General features: G+C 27.2%; 19 protein-coding genes and 4 tRNA genes. 16 read left to right on the top strand and 7 right to left on the bottom strand.

All coding sequences use genetic code 11. The features are described 5' to 3' along the window. Positions 1-129: 129 nt before the first annotated feature. From H9660_RS13880 to H9660_RS13895, 4 genes are all read left to right on the top strand, one after another. Positions 130-570: a hypothetical protein gene (locus tag H9660_RS13880; RefSeq protein WP_191750979.1), complete on the top strand. Its 441-nt coding sequence runs from the start codon at positions 130-132 to the stop codon at positions 568-570. 11 nt (positions 571-581) lie between these two features. After that, entirely contained in the window at positions 582-731 is a 150-nt protein-coding gene (locus H9660_RS13885) for a lmo0937 family membrane protein (RefSeq protein WP_191750980.1), read from the top strand. Between the two features lie 170 nt (positions 732-901). Further along, complete coding sequence (locus H9660_RS13890) at positions 902-1,771, top strand: hypothetical protein (RefSeq protein ID WP_191750981.1); 870 nt, start codon at positions 902-904, stop codon at positions 1,769-1,771. A gap of 83 nt (positions 1,772-1,854) precedes the next feature. Beyond that, the gene (locus tag H9660_RS13895) at positions 1,855-2,601 is read left to right on the top strand and encodes an acyl-[acyl-carrier-protein] thioesterase (RefSeq protein WP_191750982.1); all 747 of its coding nucleotides are present in this window, start codon (positions 1,855-1,857) and stop codon (positions 2,599-2,601) included. A 56-nt stretch (positions 2,602-2,657) separates the two neighbouring features. Here H9660_RS13895 and H9660_RS13900 read toward each other — a convergent pair whose 3' ends face one another. After that, positions 2,658-3,905: a BaiN/RdsA family NAD(P)/FAD-dependent oxidoreductase gene (locus H9660_RS13900; protein ID WP_191750983.1), complete on the bottom strand. Its 1,248-nt coding sequence runs from the start codon at positions 3,903-3,905 to the stop codon at positions 2,658-2,660. Between the two features lie 255 nt (positions 3,906-4,160). On the opposite strand from H9660_RS13900, the gene H9660_RS13905 reads away from it, so the two are divergent. From H9660_RS13905 to H9660_RS13920, 4 genes are all read left to right on the top strand, one after another. Continuing rightward, a tRNA-Glu gene (locus H9660_RS13905) sits at positions 4,161-4,235 on the top strand. 4 nt (positions 4,236-4,239) lie between these two features. Beyond that, a tRNA-Val gene (locus H9660_RS13910) sits at positions 4,240-4,315 on the top strand. A 6-nt stretch (positions 4,316-4,321) separates the two neighbouring features. Next, positions 4,322-4,398: transfer RNA gene (locus tag H9660_RS13915), tRNA-Asp, on the top strand. Between the two features lie 12 nt (positions 4,399-4,410). After that, positions 4,411-4,485: transfer RNA gene (locus tag H9660_RS13920), tRNA-Thr, on the top strand. A 97-nt stretch (positions 4,486-4,582) separates the two neighbouring features. On the opposite strand, the gene H9660_RS13925 is transcribed toward H9660_RS13920, so the two are convergent. Together H9660_RS13925 and H9660_RS13930 are read right to left on the bottom strand one after the other, a co-directional pair. After that, positions 4,583-5,560: an ATP-binding protein gene (locus H9660_RS13925; RefSeq protein ID WP_191750984.1), complete on the bottom strand. Its 978-nt coding sequence runs from the start codon at positions 5,558-5,560 to the stop codon at positions 4,583-4,585. Continuing rightward, entirely contained in the window at positions 5,553-6,551 is a 999-nt protein-coding gene (locus H9660_RS13930) for a DnaD domain protein (protein ID WP_191750985.1), read from the bottom strand. The genes H9660_RS13925 and H9660_RS13930 overlap by 8 nt, the downstream gene beginning before the upstream one ends. A gap of 160 nt (positions 6,552-6,711) precedes the next feature. Between H9660_RS13930 and H9660_RS13935 the strand changes: the two genes are divergently transcribed. Further along, positions 6,712-7,818, top strand: coding sequence for a peptidoglycan DD-metalloendopeptidase family protein (locus H9660_RS13935; protein ID WP_191750986.1), 1,107 nt, complete (start codon positions 6,712-6,714; stop codon positions 7,816-7,818). Between the two features lie 14 nt (positions 7,819-7,832). On the opposite strand, the gene H9660_RS13940 is transcribed toward H9660_RS13935, so the two are convergent. The 4 genes from H9660_RS13940 to H9660_RS13955 all read right to left on the bottom strand — a co-directional run bounded on the left by H9660_RS13940 (position 7,833) and on the right by H9660_RS13955 (position 10,918). Then, on the bottom strand, positions 7,833-9,032 hold the full coding sequence (locus H9660_RS13940) for a S8 family serine peptidase (protein ID WP_191750987.1): 1,200 nt from the start codon (positions 9,030-9,032) through the stop codon (positions 7,833-7,835). A 163-nt stretch (positions 9,033-9,195) separates the two neighbouring features. Then, positions 9,196-9,627 (bottom strand): DMT family transporter, encoded by a 432-nt coding sequence (locus tag H9660_RS13945; RefSeq protein ID WP_191750988.1) that lies wholly within the window; start codon positions 9,625-9,627, stop codon positions 9,196-9,198. 80 nt (positions 9,628-9,707) lie between these two features. Then, positions 9,708-10,163, bottom strand: coding sequence for a dUTP diphosphatase (locus tag H9660_RS13950; protein WP_191750989.1), 456 nt, complete (start codon positions 10,161-10,163; stop codon positions 9,708-9,710). A gap of 212 nt (positions 10,164-10,375) precedes the next feature. Then, a complete protein-coding gene (locus H9660_RS13955) occupies positions 10,376-10,918 on the bottom strand; it encodes a hypothetical protein (protein ID WP_191750990.1) in 543 nt (180 codons plus the stop codon). A gap of 292 nt (positions 10,919-11,210) precedes the next feature. Here H9660_RS13955 and H9660_RS13960 point away from each other — a divergent pair, with 292 nt between their 5' ends. The 7 genes from H9660_RS13960 to H9660_RS13990 all read left to right on the top strand — a co-directional run. After that, complete coding sequence (locus H9660_RS13960) at positions 11,211-12,473, top strand: UDP-N-acetylglucosamine 1-carboxyvinyltransferase (RefSeq protein WP_191750991.1); 1,263 nt, start codon at positions 11,211-11,213, stop codon at positions 12,471-12,473. 21 nt (positions 12,474-12,494) lie between these two features. After that, complete coding sequence (locus H9660_RS13965) at positions 12,495-13,286, top strand: MBL fold metallo-hydrolase (RefSeq protein ID WP_191750992.1); 792 nt, start codon at positions 12,495-12,497, stop codon at positions 13,284-13,286. Positions 13,287-13,337: 51 nt separating this feature from the next. Further along, entirely contained in the window at positions 13,338-13,835 is a 498-nt protein-coding gene (locus H9660_RS13970; protein WP_191750993.1) for an SEC-C metal-binding domain-containing protein, read from the top strand. A 151-nt stretch (positions 13,836-13,986) separates the two neighbouring features. Then, entirely contained in the window at positions 13,987-14,628 is a 642-nt protein-coding gene (locus H9660_RS13975; protein WP_191750994.1) for a lactate utilization protein, read from the top strand. 151 nt (positions 14,629-14,779) lie between these two features. After that, positions 14,780-15,445: an Hsp20/alpha crystallin family protein gene (locus H9660_RS13980; RefSeq protein ID WP_191750995.1), complete on the top strand. Its 666-nt coding sequence runs from the start codon at positions 14,780-14,782 to the stop codon at positions 15,443-15,445. 34 nt (positions 15,446-15,479) lie between these two features. After that, a complete protein-coding gene (rlmH, locus tag H9660_RS13985) occupies positions 15,480-15,959 on the top strand; it encodes a 23S rRNA (pseudouridine(1915)-N(3))-methyltransferase RlmH (RefSeq protein WP_191750996.1) in 480 nt (159 codons plus the stop codon). 313 nt (positions 15,960-16,272) lie between these two features. Next, positions 16,273-16,496: Mor transcription activator family protein (locus tag H9660_RS13990; protein WP_191750997.1), on the top strand; the 224-nt coding region annotated here is incomplete at its 3' end.

The following is a 16,496-nucleotide window of genomic DNA, read 5'->3' on the forward strand; positions in this document are numbered from 1 at the left end:
TTCGCAACTCAATCTTAACACGAAAAGTAATCCTATGGATTTTTTTATTTAGTTCAAGTTCATTTTACAACTAATCAAATATATTATGTGAAATAATTTATAAAAATGATTAGAGGAGGGATTAGAGATATGACTACATTAAAGAAAGTATTAACTAAAAAATTAACGGAGCAAAAGAGACAAAGAAATAAGAAATTAGGATTATCAATGGCTTTGGGTGCTGCAGTTGGTGTTATAACTGGGGTAGCCATAAGCTCTAAATCCGAAGAAATAAATAAAATAATAAAAAAAATAAAAGAAAGGAATTTGGAGGTTATGAAGACAAGTAAAGATAAATTAGAAAATTTTATAGAAGAGAAAAAAATAGAAGCTAAAGATTTTAAAAACGAAGTAAAAAAAGATGTTAATGAGAAAAAAGATAATGCAGAAGATTTTATAAAAGATAAGAAAGAAGATACTAAGGAATTTATAGATGAAAAAAAAGAGGATGTAAAAAAAGTTAAAGATACAATTAAAGAAAAGTTCAATGAAGGAAAAAATGAAGTGAAAGATGATTTAAATCATAGATAGGAGGTAATATTATGGCATTTTTAAGATGGTTAGGTGGTATAGTTATTCTATTTTGGCTATTAGGATTGCTACTAAGAATAGGTGGTGGATTTATACATATATTATTAGTAGTTGCTGCAATAGTATTTATAATTGATTTCATTACTGGTAGAGCACGATAATATATTAAAAATTATAAATTAAGGCTACATAAGTTTTATTAAAAAATTTATGTAGCCTTATTGTTTTTATATTTATATAAATTTGGTAAAGTTTAATAAAAAATTATAAAATAGTAAAATATTATGATAAAATGAATATATATAAATAATACGTTTAAAGGGGGAGTATTGTGGAGCAGAGAAGAAGCCAATTAAGAATAAGTGAAATTTTATCTAGGGCATTTAATTTGTGTACTAATAACTTTTTAGAACTTTTAAAGGTTATAGGGATATTTATGATACCAGCAATGATAATACCTATTATAATAGGGGCTACATTAGCAATGAGTGCTTTTTTAAGTATGTCTATTTATTCTTCAAATTTAGATAGAAATTTCGGAGCAATAGGAATAGGTACTATATTATTAATTATAGTAATGGCAATTATATCTGGATTTATTTCATTATTTGCAACTTTAGTAAATACTAAGATTTTAGATGATGCAAATAAGGGGAATGTAGTTAGTTGGAAAAGTGCCACCAGATACGTATGGAATAGAGTGTGGAGTGCTATAGGGTTAAACATATTAGCATGGTTTATGTTTTTGGGAGTAATATTAGTATTAGTATTCTTAGTAATAATACTATCATTAATAACTCTAGGAATAGGGGCATTTATAGTTATCCCTTGTGCAATAGCGATAATAGTTATTATTAGTCCATTTATAAAATTATTTAATTCAATATTTATAGTTAATGATTTAGGCGTAATTGATTCAATAAGAGAAGCATTTCTTTTGTTTAAAAAGGGATATTTTTGGTCAACTATTGGAAAACTAGCAGCTATATCTGGTATTTATATAGGTGTAATAATAGTTCTATGGATATTTGAATTATTACCTTTTATAGGTTTTATAATTGCAATTTTAGGGCAAGTAATAATGAATATATACGTTATTTCCTATCTAAATATTTTAGTATTAGATAGGATTGGATCAAAAGATAATTTGTTTAGAAATAATGATGATTCAGGAAATAGTTTTATAGATCCAATTATCTAAGTATAGGAGTTATTTAATTTGTATTTTATATTGAAGCTCTGTAGTAATACAGAGTTTTAATATTTATTATTAGGAGGTAGTTTATGGGAAAGTCATATGAAAAAGAATATGAATTACATTATTATGATGTAGATAAAAATTTAAAAGCCAATATGTCAATGATAATCAATATATTATCTGATATTGGTACAAAGCAATCAGAAGAATTAGGATCAGGAATGGAAAGTCTAATTGAGAACAATATGACATGGGTATTTTATAATTATCATGTTAAAATAGTTAGAAATCCAATGTATAAAGAAAAACTTACAGTTAAAACTGAACCAGTTGGCTTTAAAAAGTTTTATGCCTTAAGAAACTATGAAATTAAGGATAGTAATGGGAATGTAATAGTTACAGCAAATGCTATATTTTTATTAATTAATTTAGAAAAAAGAAGAATGATGAGAATACCTAAAGAGCAATATGATGTATATGGTGTTGAAGGAGATATTAAAGAAGAATTTAAAATTCCAAGACTTGAAACAATTACTGAATATAAATATGAAGATACATTTAAGGTTAGATATTCTGACATAGATTCAAATCAACACGTAAATAATACGAAATATATAGATTGGGCAATAGAAACATTACCAGAAGAAATAGTAGATAATTATACATTAGATGAAATAAAGGTAACATTTGAAAAAGAATGTAAATATGGAGAAACCGTTAGGGTACTTACAGATGTAAGAGAAGAGGATGAAGCAATAGTAACTATACACAAAATAGAAACTCTAGATAATAAACAATTAACTAAATTAATTGGATGCTGGAAGAAAGTTTAAAGTAATAAAAAAGGATGAAGTTTCAGCTTTTGCTGAACTTTCACCCAATTTTATATTTAATTTCTTTCAGCTATATTTTTAGCAACAAAGTGACCAGAACTCCAAGCCCATTGCAGATTAAATCCACCACAATCTCCATCAACATCAAGTATTTCTCCACAGAAGTATAAGTTTTTAACTAATGTAGATTCAAGAGTTGAAGGATTAACTTCTTTAGTATTTATCCCACCTATAGTAACTTGGGCTTGATTAAAGCCATTAGTATCTGTACAAATAAACTTCCAAGATTTTAATGTATTGATTATTGCTTTTTTATTATGCCACTCTAGTTCATAGCAAGGCATATGCAAATTTGTTATTCCAGAAGCCTTCAAAATTACAGGAATAAGTTTCTTATTAATAACTCCTATCAATGAATCTATAAGAGGCCTATAAGAAAACATAGCAAAATGTCCCTCAAGGAAGTTTTCTACTTCACTAATATCTTCATTTGGCAGCATATCTACCACTATTTCAACTTTTTTATTATTAAGTAAAGCCTTTGATGCATATCCAGAAAGTTGAAGGATAGGAGGTCCTGATATTCCATAGTCAGTAAATAGTATCTCTCCAAACTCCTTTCTAACAGGTTCATTATTTACTAATAAAGTTGCATAACCATCAAATTTAACTCCGGATATTGATTTTAAATAAGGACTATCTAATTTTAATTGAACTATTCCAGGTATAGTTTTTACTATTGTATGTCCTAAAGATTTTGCTAAGTTATGTCCAGAACCATCGGATCCAGTTTTAACAGCGGATTTTCCTCCACAGGCTAAAATTAATTTATCACATGTGAATAATTTTTTATCTTCGTTACCTGTGGATAATTTAAAAATCTTTCCCTTGTGGATATCTTTTACTTTACAATCTGTATATAAAGGTATGCCCCTATCCTCAATAGCAAATCTAAGAATATCAACTACGGAAGAAGCTTGAAGTGATTTTGGATACATTTTTCCGTTTTTTAATTCTATAATAGGAAGTCCTAATGATAAAAAAAAGTTTTCTGTATCCTCCACAGTAAAATTAGATAAAGTTTTTGAGAAAAAACCAGAGTTTTCACTGTGATAAGAGAAAAATGGAAAAGATATAGTTTTATTAGAAATATTACATCTACCATTTCCTGTTGTTAAAATTTTTTTCCCGATTCTATCTGTTCCTTCTAAGATGGCAACATCTAAACCAAAATCCTTAGCAGTTATTGCTGCCATAAGTCCAGAGGCTCCACCACCAACTATAATTAAATCATGATGAATCATAATAAATCTCCTTAAAAAAATAATATAATATTTAAAAATATTTTCTAGTATACTAAGATTATAATATAAAACTTATAAATAAATAAGATGATTAATTTAGCTAAAAGTCAAGATTTTTCTAGGTTTTAAAAGGTTTTATTTATATAAAAATAAAAAATAAAAAAAAGTTGCAAAAAAGTGTTGACACTATAATAAATTTTATGTATTATAGTTAATGTGCTCGCCGGGAGAAAGGCAAGCACGGAAATGAAATATGGCTCCTTGGTCAAGCGGTTAAGACACCACCCTTTCACGGTGGTAACAGGGGTTCGATTCCCCTAGGAGTCACCATTATGGAAGCATAGCTCAGCTGGGAGAGCATCTGCCTTACAAGCAGAGGGTCACAGGTTCGATCCCTGTTGTTTCCACCAATATATGGCTCAGTAGCTCAGTTGGTTAGAGTGCCGGCCTGTCACGCCGGAGGTCGAGGGTTCGAGCCCCTTCTGAGTCGCCAATTTAGAACCATGCTGGCATGGCTCAACGGTAGAGCAGCTGACTTGTAATCAGCAGGTTGTAGGTTCGATTCCTATTGCCAGCTCCAAAGCTTTAGAATAATCTAAAGCTTTTTTTGTTATTTAGGAAATTATATTTATCTCTTTTTTTATAAAATATTAAAAAAGATAAAAACTCTAGAGTTTTTATCTTCTTTTTAAATTTAATTGAATTCTTATATCTTCTGTATAAAATTTATATAGTTTGAAATTTCCTAGAAGTCTAGATGCTATTCTTTCGGTATAAGTTTCCCTAATATCAAATAAACTTAAATTAGTTGATATTAGCATTTTTTTCTTTTTTAGAAGTTTTTTATTTAATAAATTAAAAAATTCACTAGTAGTAAAGTCCGTTATTTGTTCAGCACCTAAATCATCTATTATTAAAAGATCGCAATTTACCAATAAATCTTCTAAATCTGAATTATTATCAAATCTTATTTCACGTAAATTACTCATAAGTTCATCAACAGTTCTATAAACTACTAAGTAACCATCATCTAAAAGCTCTTTAGCAATACAGCAACTTAAAAATGTTTTTCCAGTGCCTGAATCTCCATAAAATAGTAAGTTATCATTTGTATTAACAAAGTTTGGAATATATTCACCTCTTAAATAGTTAAGTATATTCTCCATATTTTTTCTAGGAGAAAATCTATCATCTTCTTTTAATTTATGAGGAGAAAATAGTGATAAATTAAAGTTATTAAAATTATTAGTTAAAAGAGAGTCTTTAAGTTCTGAATTTTTGTAGTAAAGATAAACTAACTTCTTTTTATAACAAGAACATCTTCTATTTCCTATATATCCTTCATCTTTACACTTTGAACATCTATAATGAAGATTTAAATAATCAGCTTCATAACCTCTTTCTACTAGAGCTTCGCTTTTTTTTACTCTTAAGTCAGTTATTTCATTTTTATACTTTTTTAATTCATCCTCATCTAGGCCTTTTAAAATAGCTAAAGATAGCGCAAGAGATTTTTTTTGAATTAAATTATCTATTTCTAATATTTCAGGATAATTTAATTCAATTTCTTTACGTCTTTTTATTAAATTTTTTTCTTCCTCTGTTCTAATATTTTCATAAAGTGAGATTAATTCTTTTTCGTATCCTTTAATCATCAGTATCCCATCCTAACAACTTCTTCTCTAAGTCATCATAGTCATATTCTCTGCCTTTAAAATTATCAAAACGTAGTTTTGGTTTATTGTTGTTCTTTGAATTATTAAAGGCTTTTTTATTAGATGAATTTTTAAAATTAGCTTCTTTTTTCTCAATATCTTCTAATGTTTTTAATTTATCTTTATTCCAACTAGATAATATTCCATCAATATACTTAAAATCGGCTCTATTTAATCTTTGGAAACAAATATCACAAGCTTTTTTTATTACTTCTAAAGAATATCCATAAGTTGAAGTCCATTTTTCAAGAAGATCTTCTTGTGGCTTCATAATATCAGTATTTCTTATACCTAAGAATTTTAATATTTCCCTATAAGTTCCCCATTTGTCTTCTGTTTTTCTTATATAGTTTTGAGCATCATCTACTGTTTTTATATTCATTTCATTCCAAGCAATTGCAACCTTTTCTATATATCTAAAATTAGTTTTTCCTTTAGAAGCGCAATATTCTATTAATATTAATATAAGCTCAGAAGAAAATTTGAAATCTTTTTTCCAACCAATATAAGTTTCAACTTCACTAGGGGATAGGGTTCTACCTAATAGCTTTCCTATATCCTTTAACATATATCCATTTGAATTATCAGTTAATTCTTCAACTAAATTAAATTTATCTACATTACTAGTTCCTTCTTCAGATAAATCAATAAACTCTATATGAAAGTTTCCCATATTGTCTATTGGCAGGAGTTTTATAATACCTTCTTCATTCCAATAGTTAAGGGCATTTATAATATCTGACTCTAAAAGATTTAATGTTGTAGCTAGAACTGTAGAATTAACTCCAGGTTCACCTGTAAAATTGTATTTAAGCATTAAAAGATAAACCTTAATAAATTCACCTCTTGCTTTTGGCATGTATCTTTCAATAAATACATTACTTACAGGTGTAAATTTTAAAGGTTTTGACCTAAACATAAAAGTGCTCATATTTACATTTACCTTTCTAAAAGTAATGATGCGGTAATTCAATTATAACAAAGTGAGTAGAATGCCTCAACATAACTAAGAAATATAATAAGAATATTATTTGGAAATATGGAAAAAATAATAAATGTACTTGTTACCTAAATAAAAGAAAGGAGTATTTATGGATATAAAAGGAGATAGGGTAAGGCATGATAAAACAATAAGAAAAATAGTCTTATCAATAATTATCATAATAGTTACTTTAAATACTAATATTTTTAAGGTTAGGGCAGAAGTTAATAATAACTTAAATATGGACTTAAATAATAGACTTTATTCAAATTCTAATAATATTTCTGATAATGTTTTAGATAATTTAATGGTTGCTTTAACTGGAAAAGTTAATGGTTATGAAGTAATGTTAAATGAAGATGTAATAGGATATACTGTTTCAGAAAGTGACTTAGATAAGGTAAAAGAAAATTTAATAAAGAAATATATAAATAAAAACAGTATAAGAGAGGATATGGTTAGGTCTGCTCAAGTTAAAGGAAATATAAATTTGAGAGAAGAAAGATTTGATATTGAGAAGCTTCAGAGCAATGAAGAGTTAGTTGATAAAATTTATAGTTTAATAGAGATGGATTCGCAAGATATAAAGATAAATATTAAATATGTAAAAGAAGAAGTAAACACTATTGAACCATCAACTTTAATTATTCCTACAGATGAGCTATATATAGGAGAAAGTAAAGTAGAAGAAGGGGAATATGGAGTAAAAAAAGTACTAAAGGAAATAACAATAGAATCAGGTGAAATTACCAACACAAGAGTATTAAATCAAGAAATTATAAAAGAGCAAGTTAGCAAGAAGATATATAGAGGAAGCAAAAATCCATATGAAGATGGAGTTGCATTTTTAAGTCACCCAACTAGGGGGGGATACATGACCTCTGGATATGGGGAAAGGTGGAATTCCTTTCATAAGGGAATTGATATAGCAGGTGATATTGGAGATGATGTTATTGTAGCCCTAGATGGAGAAGTAATATATTCACAATTTAATGATGGAGGATATGGAAATTTAATTATAGTTAAACATGACGATGATATGAGTACATATTATGGTCACTTAAGTAGTTTTGATGTGAAGGTTGGAGATAAGGTAAAAAAAGGTAACATTATAGGAAAAGTAGGCAATACTGGATTTAGTACAGGACCTCATTTGCATTTTGAATTAAGAATTAATGACAATCCTGTTGATCCAACTAACTATATAGTTCAATAAAAAGCTGAGATATCTCAGCTTTTTAATATGAATTTAATATTTATTTTTCCATCTCCCTGATAATTAGAAGGAATATCATCTAATGGTTCACAACCTACTTTTAATATAGATGCTATATCCTTTGGCGTTAAGTTTTCATTTTCTTCATAAATTAATGCACAAACTCCAGCTACATACGCAGCAGCTATAGAAGTTCCGCTAAAGGTTTTATATGACAAATCTAATTTAGAGGGATATAACTTATTACCATCTCTCTCAGAGATGAAGTTAGTATCAGAATTTAAAGAAACTATATCAACACATGCTGCACATAAATTTGGCTTAGAATCCTTTCTTAAAGAGCCTGTTGAGGAATATTTATAGGGTTTTATGTTTGCAGTAGAATCATAGCCTGCTACTGTTATACAGTTATTACAAAGAGCTATTCCTGTAATTGATCCATCTAAATTTTTATTACTTCCACTTGGAATTATGCATGTTACGTTTTTACTTACTAGTAATGATGACATTAAGCTAAATAAATTTTGTAAAAAGACATTATAACTCAATAATTCAAATGGAAGACAAAGTACTTTTATATTATTTTTTTCTGCAGTTTTTGATACTAATTCCATTGCATATAGTATATCTGAAAAATAACCTTTTCCTGTTTTATCAAAAGTTTTATATGCATAAATTTTACACTCTGGAGCTATTCCACTATATAGACCATTAGACTTTTTACCATTTCCAGCAATTATACCGGCTGTACATGTGCCATGACCATTATCATCATAGGGATATTTTAAATTATTAACTAAATCTACAAAAGATGAAATTCTATTATATGGTGAAGTTAAATCTTGATGAGGATAAACTCCAGAATCAATAATTGCAACCCCAATATCTCGTCCCTTATTTCTAGATTTGCTAGAAAATCTAACTTTATTTGCAGTATTAACACTAATACCACATAAAAATAAGTATTCATCAAAGCAAATATATTCAACTTCAGGATATTCTAAGAGTCTCTGAATGCCTTTAGAGTTAAGACTAGCTGATATTATTTTACAATGTTCAATATGATTTATAACATTACCTTTATAGGAAGATATTTTTTTTAATATACTTTCTTGAAATCTTTTATATTTAATTAAAATCCTATAGTTAGTATAGGGTTTTGTTATTATGCAAGCCTTTAAGTTTGAATCTAATTTTCTATTTAAAGAAAACATATTATACTCCTAAAATTGATTACAATATATATTATATTAAATATATGATTTTTGTTAACAGATTTAAATATATATAAGTTTCATTATTTATTAAATCATAATTAAATAAAATTCCTAAACTTGTACATAAATATAATTTCCTAAATAATAAAAAAAGAGAGGATTAACCTCTCCATTTAAAAATAATAATTCCAAGTATCATAATTCCGATTCCTAAAAATTCTCTAAATCCAAATGTAACTCTTTCGGTTCCAAATAGACCAAATGCATCTACTATTCCAGCAGAAGCTAATTGGGCTACTAATATTGTACCTATGCCTATAGTGGCACCCATAGAAGAAATACTCCTTATAACAGTGAAGGTTATAACAACACCTAATACTCCACCTAATAAGTAAAGCTTATTTACTTCCTTAATGGCTTTAAAACTTCCTTTACCAAAAAATATTACAATTATTAAAGTGATAACTAAGGCTGTACCTTGAACTATAACGTTTGTTTCCCAAGTACCAACTTTTTCTTCAAGTCTTGTATTAAAGACACCTTGGAAAGTCATAGATATTCCAGAAATTATTGCATAAATTATTGCTAACATTAAATCACCTCTAAGGTATTATGCCCTTTAGAAAAATAAATATTAAAAAACCTTCCATAATAAATATAGAAGGTTTTTTCTTAAATATTTAAGAATGATTCTGAAATTTCTATTTCTGAATAGCCTAAAGTTATTCCTAAGCTTATAAAATCTTCAATAAGAGTTATATAGTGATCTTCTGAAGGAGATATAATTAGATCATTTAAATCTATAAATAAATTTAAAAATTGATCACTTAAGCAATAATCGTTTGGCTTTATTGGAATTTCTTCAACATTATCGTATTTTCTATCTATGCCAATAGCGATTATGCTTGAAAAGCAATCTAAGTATTTTGTGAATAAAACTGATTTGTTTAATTCTTTATCTTCTTCAATCCAATACTTATAACATTTAGTTTCATCAGCTAGATGACTAATTTTAGTATGTAATTCTAAGTGTTTTCTAGCCCAAATCTTATATTCGCTTAAGTTGTTATCAATAATAAGTTTTGTATTTTTTTTTCTTTGTTTTTCAAAAAAAGATTTAATTTCCATAAAGATCCTCCTGTTTTTAAGGATTAACCATATACTATTTTACAGAATTAAATAAGAATTGAAAAGTGTAGAAAACGAATACAAAAAAATAAATTTTAAATATTTAAATATATTAGAAAATAAAATCATGTAAAAAAGTTTTTTCTACAAATTAAGATAAAAAAGAAGCCCTTAAAAATCTAAAAATAGAATTTTAAAGAGCACTATTTATATTATAAATACAAATTCTTTTTTAAAGGATAACTTTTAATTAAAGTTTCTCTTTTATTATTAGAGAATTTCCATAATTCAATTCTATCTACTTTTAAAGTTTCACAGTTAGATTTAAATGTTACTTCTCCATCAAACTTTTTCATATCTCTTGGAATAAAATTAAGATTAGCTAGTGAAATATGCATTGATTCATCATAGCTACTTTCTTGAACATTAAAGCCATGTAATTTTAATGTGTCGTTTACTAGTCTATTTATTCTTTTAATATATCCAAAGTCAGCAATTTTCATATTTAAAGTTTTATTAGTTTCTGAAATAGAAACTTCTTGAGATAATTTAACTTTAAAATTTTTATAAGGTTTAATTATTTTATCTACAACAACATCTAATTTATCTATATTTGGATTCTCAATTACTTCTAAAGGTATATAAGGGGCTGGGGAATTTCTATTAGCCCTAAACTTTTTAGAAAGATTCTTTTGTATAGGATTTAAATTTTTATAAGATTCATCATCAAATAATGCAACTAAGTAATATTTCATAACTTCAGCCTCTCATAATATATTAGTTTATATACACTTTAAATGCACATAAACTTTATTATAAATTATAACATATTACAGAAAATTTAAAAAGATTATACGATTTAAAAATTTAATTATAATTTTGCGCGAAAGTAAGCAAAAAAGCCTTTTGGAAGAAAAAACTCTATTTAATTAAATTATTTTTATGTTATAATGTTAAATGTAAGTTTTAAGAAAGTTACATAGAATGGATAATTATTGAAATAATAGGAAAGATTAATATATATAAATTATGATAAGGGTGAAACGGATGGATAAATTAGTAATAAATGGAGGAAAAGTTTTAAAAGGCTCAGTTGAAATAAATGGCGCAAAAAACTCAGCAGTTGCAATATTACCAGCAGCTATAATGGCAAGTGAGGGTAAATGTGTTATTGATAATGTTCCTGATATAGAAGATGTACATTGTCTTGAAAGAATATTATCTAGCCTTGGTTGTTCAGTTAATAAGATAGATGATAATACTTTAGAAATAGATGCTACAGATGTTACAAGAGTAGAAGCATGCACTGATGATGTAAGAAGAATGAGAGCTTCATATTATTTCATTGGAGCTTTATTATCAAGATTTAAAAAGGCTAGAGTAGAATTACCAGGAGGTTGTCCTATAGGGGTTAGACCAATAGATCAACACATAAAAGGATTTGAAGCATTAGGAGCAAAAGTAACAATAGATCATGGTGCTGTTACAGTTGAAGCTGAAAATCTTCATGGTGCTAATATATTCTTTGATGTTGTTACTGTTGGAGCAACTATTAATGTAATGATTGCAGCTACATTAGCAGAAGGAACAACTATACTTGAAAATGTTGCAAAAGAACCACATGTTGTTGATGTTGCTAATTTCTTAAATTCTATGGGAGCTGATATTAAAGGTGCTGGTACAGATGTAATTAGAATAAAGGGAGTAAAAAAACTAACAGGATGTAATTATAGCGTTATACCAGATCAAATAGAAGCTGGAACATTTATGATTGCTGCAGTTGCAACAAAAGGTGATGTAACTATTAAAAATGTTATTCCTAAGCACTTAGAACCTATTGCAGCTAAATTAATAGAAATGGGTGCTATAGTTGAAGAAGGTGACGATAGTGTTAGAGTTTATGTAGATGGAGAATTAAGAGGAGTTAATGTAAAAACAGCTCCATATCCAGGATTCCCAACAGATGTTCAACAACCAATGTCTGCACTTTTAAGTATTGTGCCAGGCAAAAGTTTAATAGCTGAAAGTATTTGGGAAAGTAGACATAAACATATAGATGAGCTTAAGAAGATGGGAGCAACAATAAAAGTTGAAGGTAGAACTGCTATTATAGAAGGTCAAGAAAGTTTAGTTGGAGCAAGAGTTGTAGCAACAGATTTAAGAGCAGGTGCAGCTATGGTTATAGCTGGATTAGTAGCAAATGGAACTACTGAAATAATAGAAATTGAACATATAGATAGAGGATATCCTAATATTGAAAATAAGTTTTCAGCCTTAGGAGCAGACGTTACTAGAGTCATAGAAAAGTAATGTCTTACGGGGGATGGTAAGATGAAGTTTTGTTCATTATATAGCGGAAGTAGTGGAAATAGTATTTTTATTGCTTCTGAAAATGCTAGGATTTTAATAGATGCAGGTTTACCAGGAAAGAAGATAGATGAGGCATTAAAAAGTATTGGTGAAGATCCAAAAGACTTAGATGGAATTTTTGTGACTCATGAACATTCAGATCATATTAAAGGGATAGGAGTTTTATCTCGTAAATATGATATACCTATATATAGTAATGCAGATACATGGACAGTTATGGAAGGGTTAATAGGGAAGATAAAGGAACATAACATAAGAATAATGGATAGAAGATCCACTATGTCTATAAAGGATTTAGATGTAATTTCATTTAACATACCTCATGATGCAGTAGCACCAGTTGGATATACTGTACATTGTAATGGTAAAAAAGCTAGTGTTACAACTGATTTTGGAATATACACTGAAGAAATAAGAGATAATATAAAAGATTCAGAGGTTATATTATTAGAAAGTAATCATGATATTAATATGTTAAAGTTTGGACCTTATCCATATACCTTAAAGAGAAGAATATTAAGCGAAGTTGGTCACTTATCAAATGATGATTGTGGGAAGGCTATAGTTGACTTAATAAATTATAAGTCAAATAAAAGAATAATTTTAGGGCACCTAAGTGGAACTAATAACCATCCAGACTTAGCATTAGAAACTGTTATTGGAGTATTAAGAGAAAATAATATTAAACAAAATGAAGATATTGATTTATCTATGGCTAACAGGCATTGTCCTAGCGAGTTAATAGTAGTATAATCAATTCAGATAAAATACATATAAAAAACCGTATAAAAAGGAGAATGGAATATGAGTTTATATAAACAATGGACTGATATGGTAGTTGAATACGTAAAAGTAAAAGGAGAACAAGCATTTTGGAATGAATATATGGAAATTGAAAAATCTATATATAAATCAATCCTATCAAAACATACTGAAAAGTTTACTTTTACAATTAAAGAATTAGCTGAAAAACAAGGAACAACAGTTGAATTTGTTATGGGATTCATTGACGGAGTTAATGATAGTTTAAAAAATCCATTAGATTTAGAAAGCTTAACAGCTGATGATGAAGTAACATTAGAAGTTGATTTAGAAAAGTTATACTTTAATATGTTAGATGCTAAAGCTGAATACCTATATAACTTACCACAATGGGATGGAATATTCTCACCTGAAAAGAGAAAAGAAATCCAAAAGAAATACAGAGATTCTGTAATGGTAAGAAATGAAAATAAAATAGGAAGAAACGATCCTTGTACTTGTGGAAGCGGAAAGAAATATAAAAAGTGCTGTGGAAAATAGTTTTTAAAAAGGTCTACTCAAAAGTAGACCTTTTTTGAATATAAATAAAGAATATTTTGAATATTTATATTATAATATATATATCTTTTAATAAGTTTATTAAGTTGTAATAAAAAATAGCTTAATGAATCATAGATAATGGGGGGTATATATGGATAATAATTTAAAATGGGTTAATGAACAAAAAATATTAAGAACTATTGAATCTATTAACAAAAATAATATGAATGGCTACTTAGTTAATACAAAAGAAGAATTAATTGAAAAAATAAAGGAATTAGTAAAAGAAAATTCTACAGTTAGCTGTGGAGGTTCAATGTCTTTATTTGAAACTGGAGTAATAGATCATCTAAGAAGTGGAAGATATAATTTTTTAGACCGGTATAAAGAGGGATTAAGCAAAGAAGATATAACCAAAATATTTAAAGAAAGTTTCTTTGCAGATGCATATTTTGCAAGTAGTAATGCAGTTACTGAAGATGGCAAGCTGTATAATGTAGACGGGAATGGAAATAGAGTTGCAGCTATGCTTTTTGGACCAGAGAAAGTAATAATTGTAGTTGGAGTTAATAAAATAGTTAGTAATATAGATGAAGCTATTAAAAGAAATAAGCAAATATCAGCTCCAGCTAATGCAAAAAGATTAGATAAAATTACTCCTTGTTCTAAAGTAGGTTATTGTATGAACTGTAAAGGAAATGATAGAATTTGTAGAGAGTTCACTGTAATAGCAAGCCAAATAAATAAGGATAGAATGCATGTAATTTTTATGAATGAGAATATAGGGTATTAAATTAATTAAGAATTAAAAATGAATAATGAAAAATTTAGGATGAAATTCTGTTTAAGTAGCAGAATTTCTTTTTTTGTTAATTAATATAGTGTCAAAAATTATAATCTAAAATAATTATATTATATAAGACTTAATAAGGTAGGGGATTATAATGTTTGAAATGTTTCCTTTTTTATTTAATAATTTAATGGGGTATGAATCTAATTCAAATAAATTAACTAATAGTGTTAATGATTTTAATGGAAATGTATATAACGGAAATACTAACAATGGAAATTATAAATATGGTACATTTACTAATGGAAATGATATAATTAATGTGTTTAGTGGAAGCTTTGTTGGTACTTTTAGTAGCGTGTTTAATGAAGTATTTACAACATTAATTTCTAACGAAGGATTAATAGAGAGTATAGTAGATTCAGTATTAAATAGTGATATCATAAATTCTATTATTGAAGAAGAAATTGAAGAAGAGGAAGAAGAATTAAAATTAGAGTTTAGAGATTATGGTGATAGATATCTTATTGAAGGTAAGTTACAAGTAGATAATAAAAGTGATATAGACATAGATTATGAAAATGATCATATAAGCGTAAAAGTGAAAAGAGAAGCTTTAAAAGATAAAGAAATACCTATATCAACATTTCAAAATATGGATTATATTGAAAAAACATTTTATGTACCAAAAGTAGATTCTAAGAGAATTCAAGCTGTATATAATGCAGATGTTTTAAGAGTGTATTTAAAAAAGCTACCAGAAGCTGATGAAGGAACTATGATAATAGATGTAGATAGCTACACTAATGAATCAAGATAAATCAATACTATATAACTTATGAGGAGAAAATGGGATGAATATAACTATAATTTCAGTTGGAAAATTAAAGGAAAAATATTTAAAGCAAGCAATAGATGAGTATGCAAAAAGATTAAGTAGATACTGTAAACTAGAAATAATAGAATTACCGGATGAAAAAACACCAGATAATGCATCAGAAAAAGAAGAATTACAAATAAAAGATAAAGAAGGAGATTTAATTCTTTCAAAAATAAAAGAAAATATGCATGTTGTTGCTATGGATTTAAAGGGAGAAAACCTAACATCAGAACAATTTGCATCATACATAGAAAACTGTGGAGTTATGGGAAACTCTAATATAGCATTTATAATAGGAGGAAGTTTAGGACTTTCACAAAAAGTAATAAAGAGGGCTAACTATAAGTTATGCTTTTCAAAGATGACCTTTCCACATCAACTATTTAGAGTAATGCTGCTAGAACAAATCTACAGAGGTTTCCGAATAATGAAAAATGAACCGTATCATAAGTGATAATTTTAATTAAAGGGAGAAGTTAGATAAACTTCTTCCTTATTTACTTTTTTATTTAAAAATAATATAAGCAATTGGTAATTATTCAAATTAAGAACAAAAAAAGCATATGGAAAAAATTAGAGGTTGAATGCAGAAATAATAACCAATAAAATTTTGGTGGGAATAGTGGAATATTTATGAAATTATGGGGTGGCCATTTTAAATTATGATTTTATAAGTGATTTTACAATGAAAAATAACTTTTAGAATAAAAATTACAAAAATCTTTCATTAAGTTATTATTTTATTGAAAAATAAGGGGGAAGAACGTATGAAAAGTGATAGTGAAAAATATAGTGGTATTTATAAGGATTTAGTAGAGATATTAGGAGAAGATGTAACATTAAAAATATATGAAAATTTTAGAGGGCAACAAGTAACTTTTCCAATGAGAATATATTCTAAAAGTTATATTAAAGAATATATTAAAGAAAATTATAATGGAAAAAATATAAAAGAATTATCAAAAGAATTAGGATATACATGTAATTGGCT

The organism is Clostridium gallinarum, from assembly GCF_014836325.1.
GTDB lineage: Bacteria > Bacillota > Clostridia > Clostridiales > Clostridiaceae > Clostridium > Clostridium gallinarum.

Bases quoted from the DNA above. Each gene is read 5' to 3' on its own strand.
- H9660_RS13880 (WP_191750979.1), top strand. From the start codon at position 130: ATGACTACATTAAAGAAAGTATTAACTAAAAAATTAACGGAGCAAAAG.
- H9660_RS13885 (WP_191750980.1), top strand. From the start codon at position 582: ATGGCATTTTTAAGATGGTTAGGTGGTATAGTTATTCTATTTTGGCTA.
- H9660_RS13895 (WP_191750982.1), top strand. From the start codon at position 1,855: ATGGGAAAGTCATATGAAAAAGAATATGAATTACATTATTATGATGTA.
- H9660_RS13900 (WP_191750983.1), bottom strand. From the start codon at position 3,905: ATGATTCATCATGATTTAATTATAGTTGGTGGTGGAGCCTCTGGACTT.
- H9660_RS13925 (WP_191750984.1), bottom strand. From the start codon at position 5,560: ATGATTAAAGGATACGAAAAAGAATTAATCTCACTTTATGAAAATATT.
- H9660_RS13930 (WP_191750985.1), bottom strand. From the start codon at position 6,551: ATGAGCACTTTTATGTTTAGGTCAAAACCTTTAAAATTTACACCTGTA.
- H9660_RS13935 (WP_191750986.1), top strand. From the start codon at position 6,712: ATGGATATAAAAGGAGATAGGGTAAGGCATGATAAAACAATAAGAAAA.
- H9660_RS13940 (WP_191750987.1), bottom strand. From the start codon at position 9,032: ATGTTTTCTTTAAATAGAAAATTAGATTCAAACTTAAAGGCTTGCATA.
- H9660_RS13945 (WP_191750988.1), bottom strand. From the start codon at position 9,627: ATGTTAGCAATAATTTATGCAATAATTTCTGGAATATCTATGACTTTC.
- H9660_RS13950 (WP_191750989.1), bottom strand. From the start codon at position 10,163: ATGGAAATTAAATCTTTTTTTGAAAAACAAAGAAAAAAAAATACAAAA.
- H9660_RS13955 (WP_191750990.1), bottom strand. From the start codon at position 10,918: ATGAAATATTACTTAGTTGCATTATTTGATGATGAATCTTATAAAAAT.
- H9660_RS13960 (WP_191750991.1), top strand. From the start codon at position 11,211: ATGGATAAATTAGTAATAAATGGAGGAAAAGTTTTAAAAGGCTCAGTT.
- H9660_RS13965 (WP_191750992.1), top strand. From the start codon at position 12,495: ATGAAGTTTTGTTCATTATATAGCGGAAGTAGTGGAAATAGTATTTTT.
- H9660_RS13970 (WP_191750993.1), top strand. From the start codon at position 13,338: ATGAGTTTATATAAACAATGGACTGATATGGTAGTTGAATACGTAAAA.
- H9660_RS13975 (WP_191750994.1), top strand. From the start codon at position 13,987: ATGGATAATAATTTAAAATGGGTTAATGAACAAAAAATATTAAGAACT.
- H9660_RS13980 (WP_191750995.1), top strand. From the start codon at position 14,780: ATGTTTGAAATGTTTCCTTTTTTATTTAATAATTTAATGGGGTATGAA.
- rlmH (WP_191750996.1), top strand. From the start codon at position 15,480: ATGAATATAACTATAATTTCAGTTGGAAAATTAAAGGAAAAATATTTA.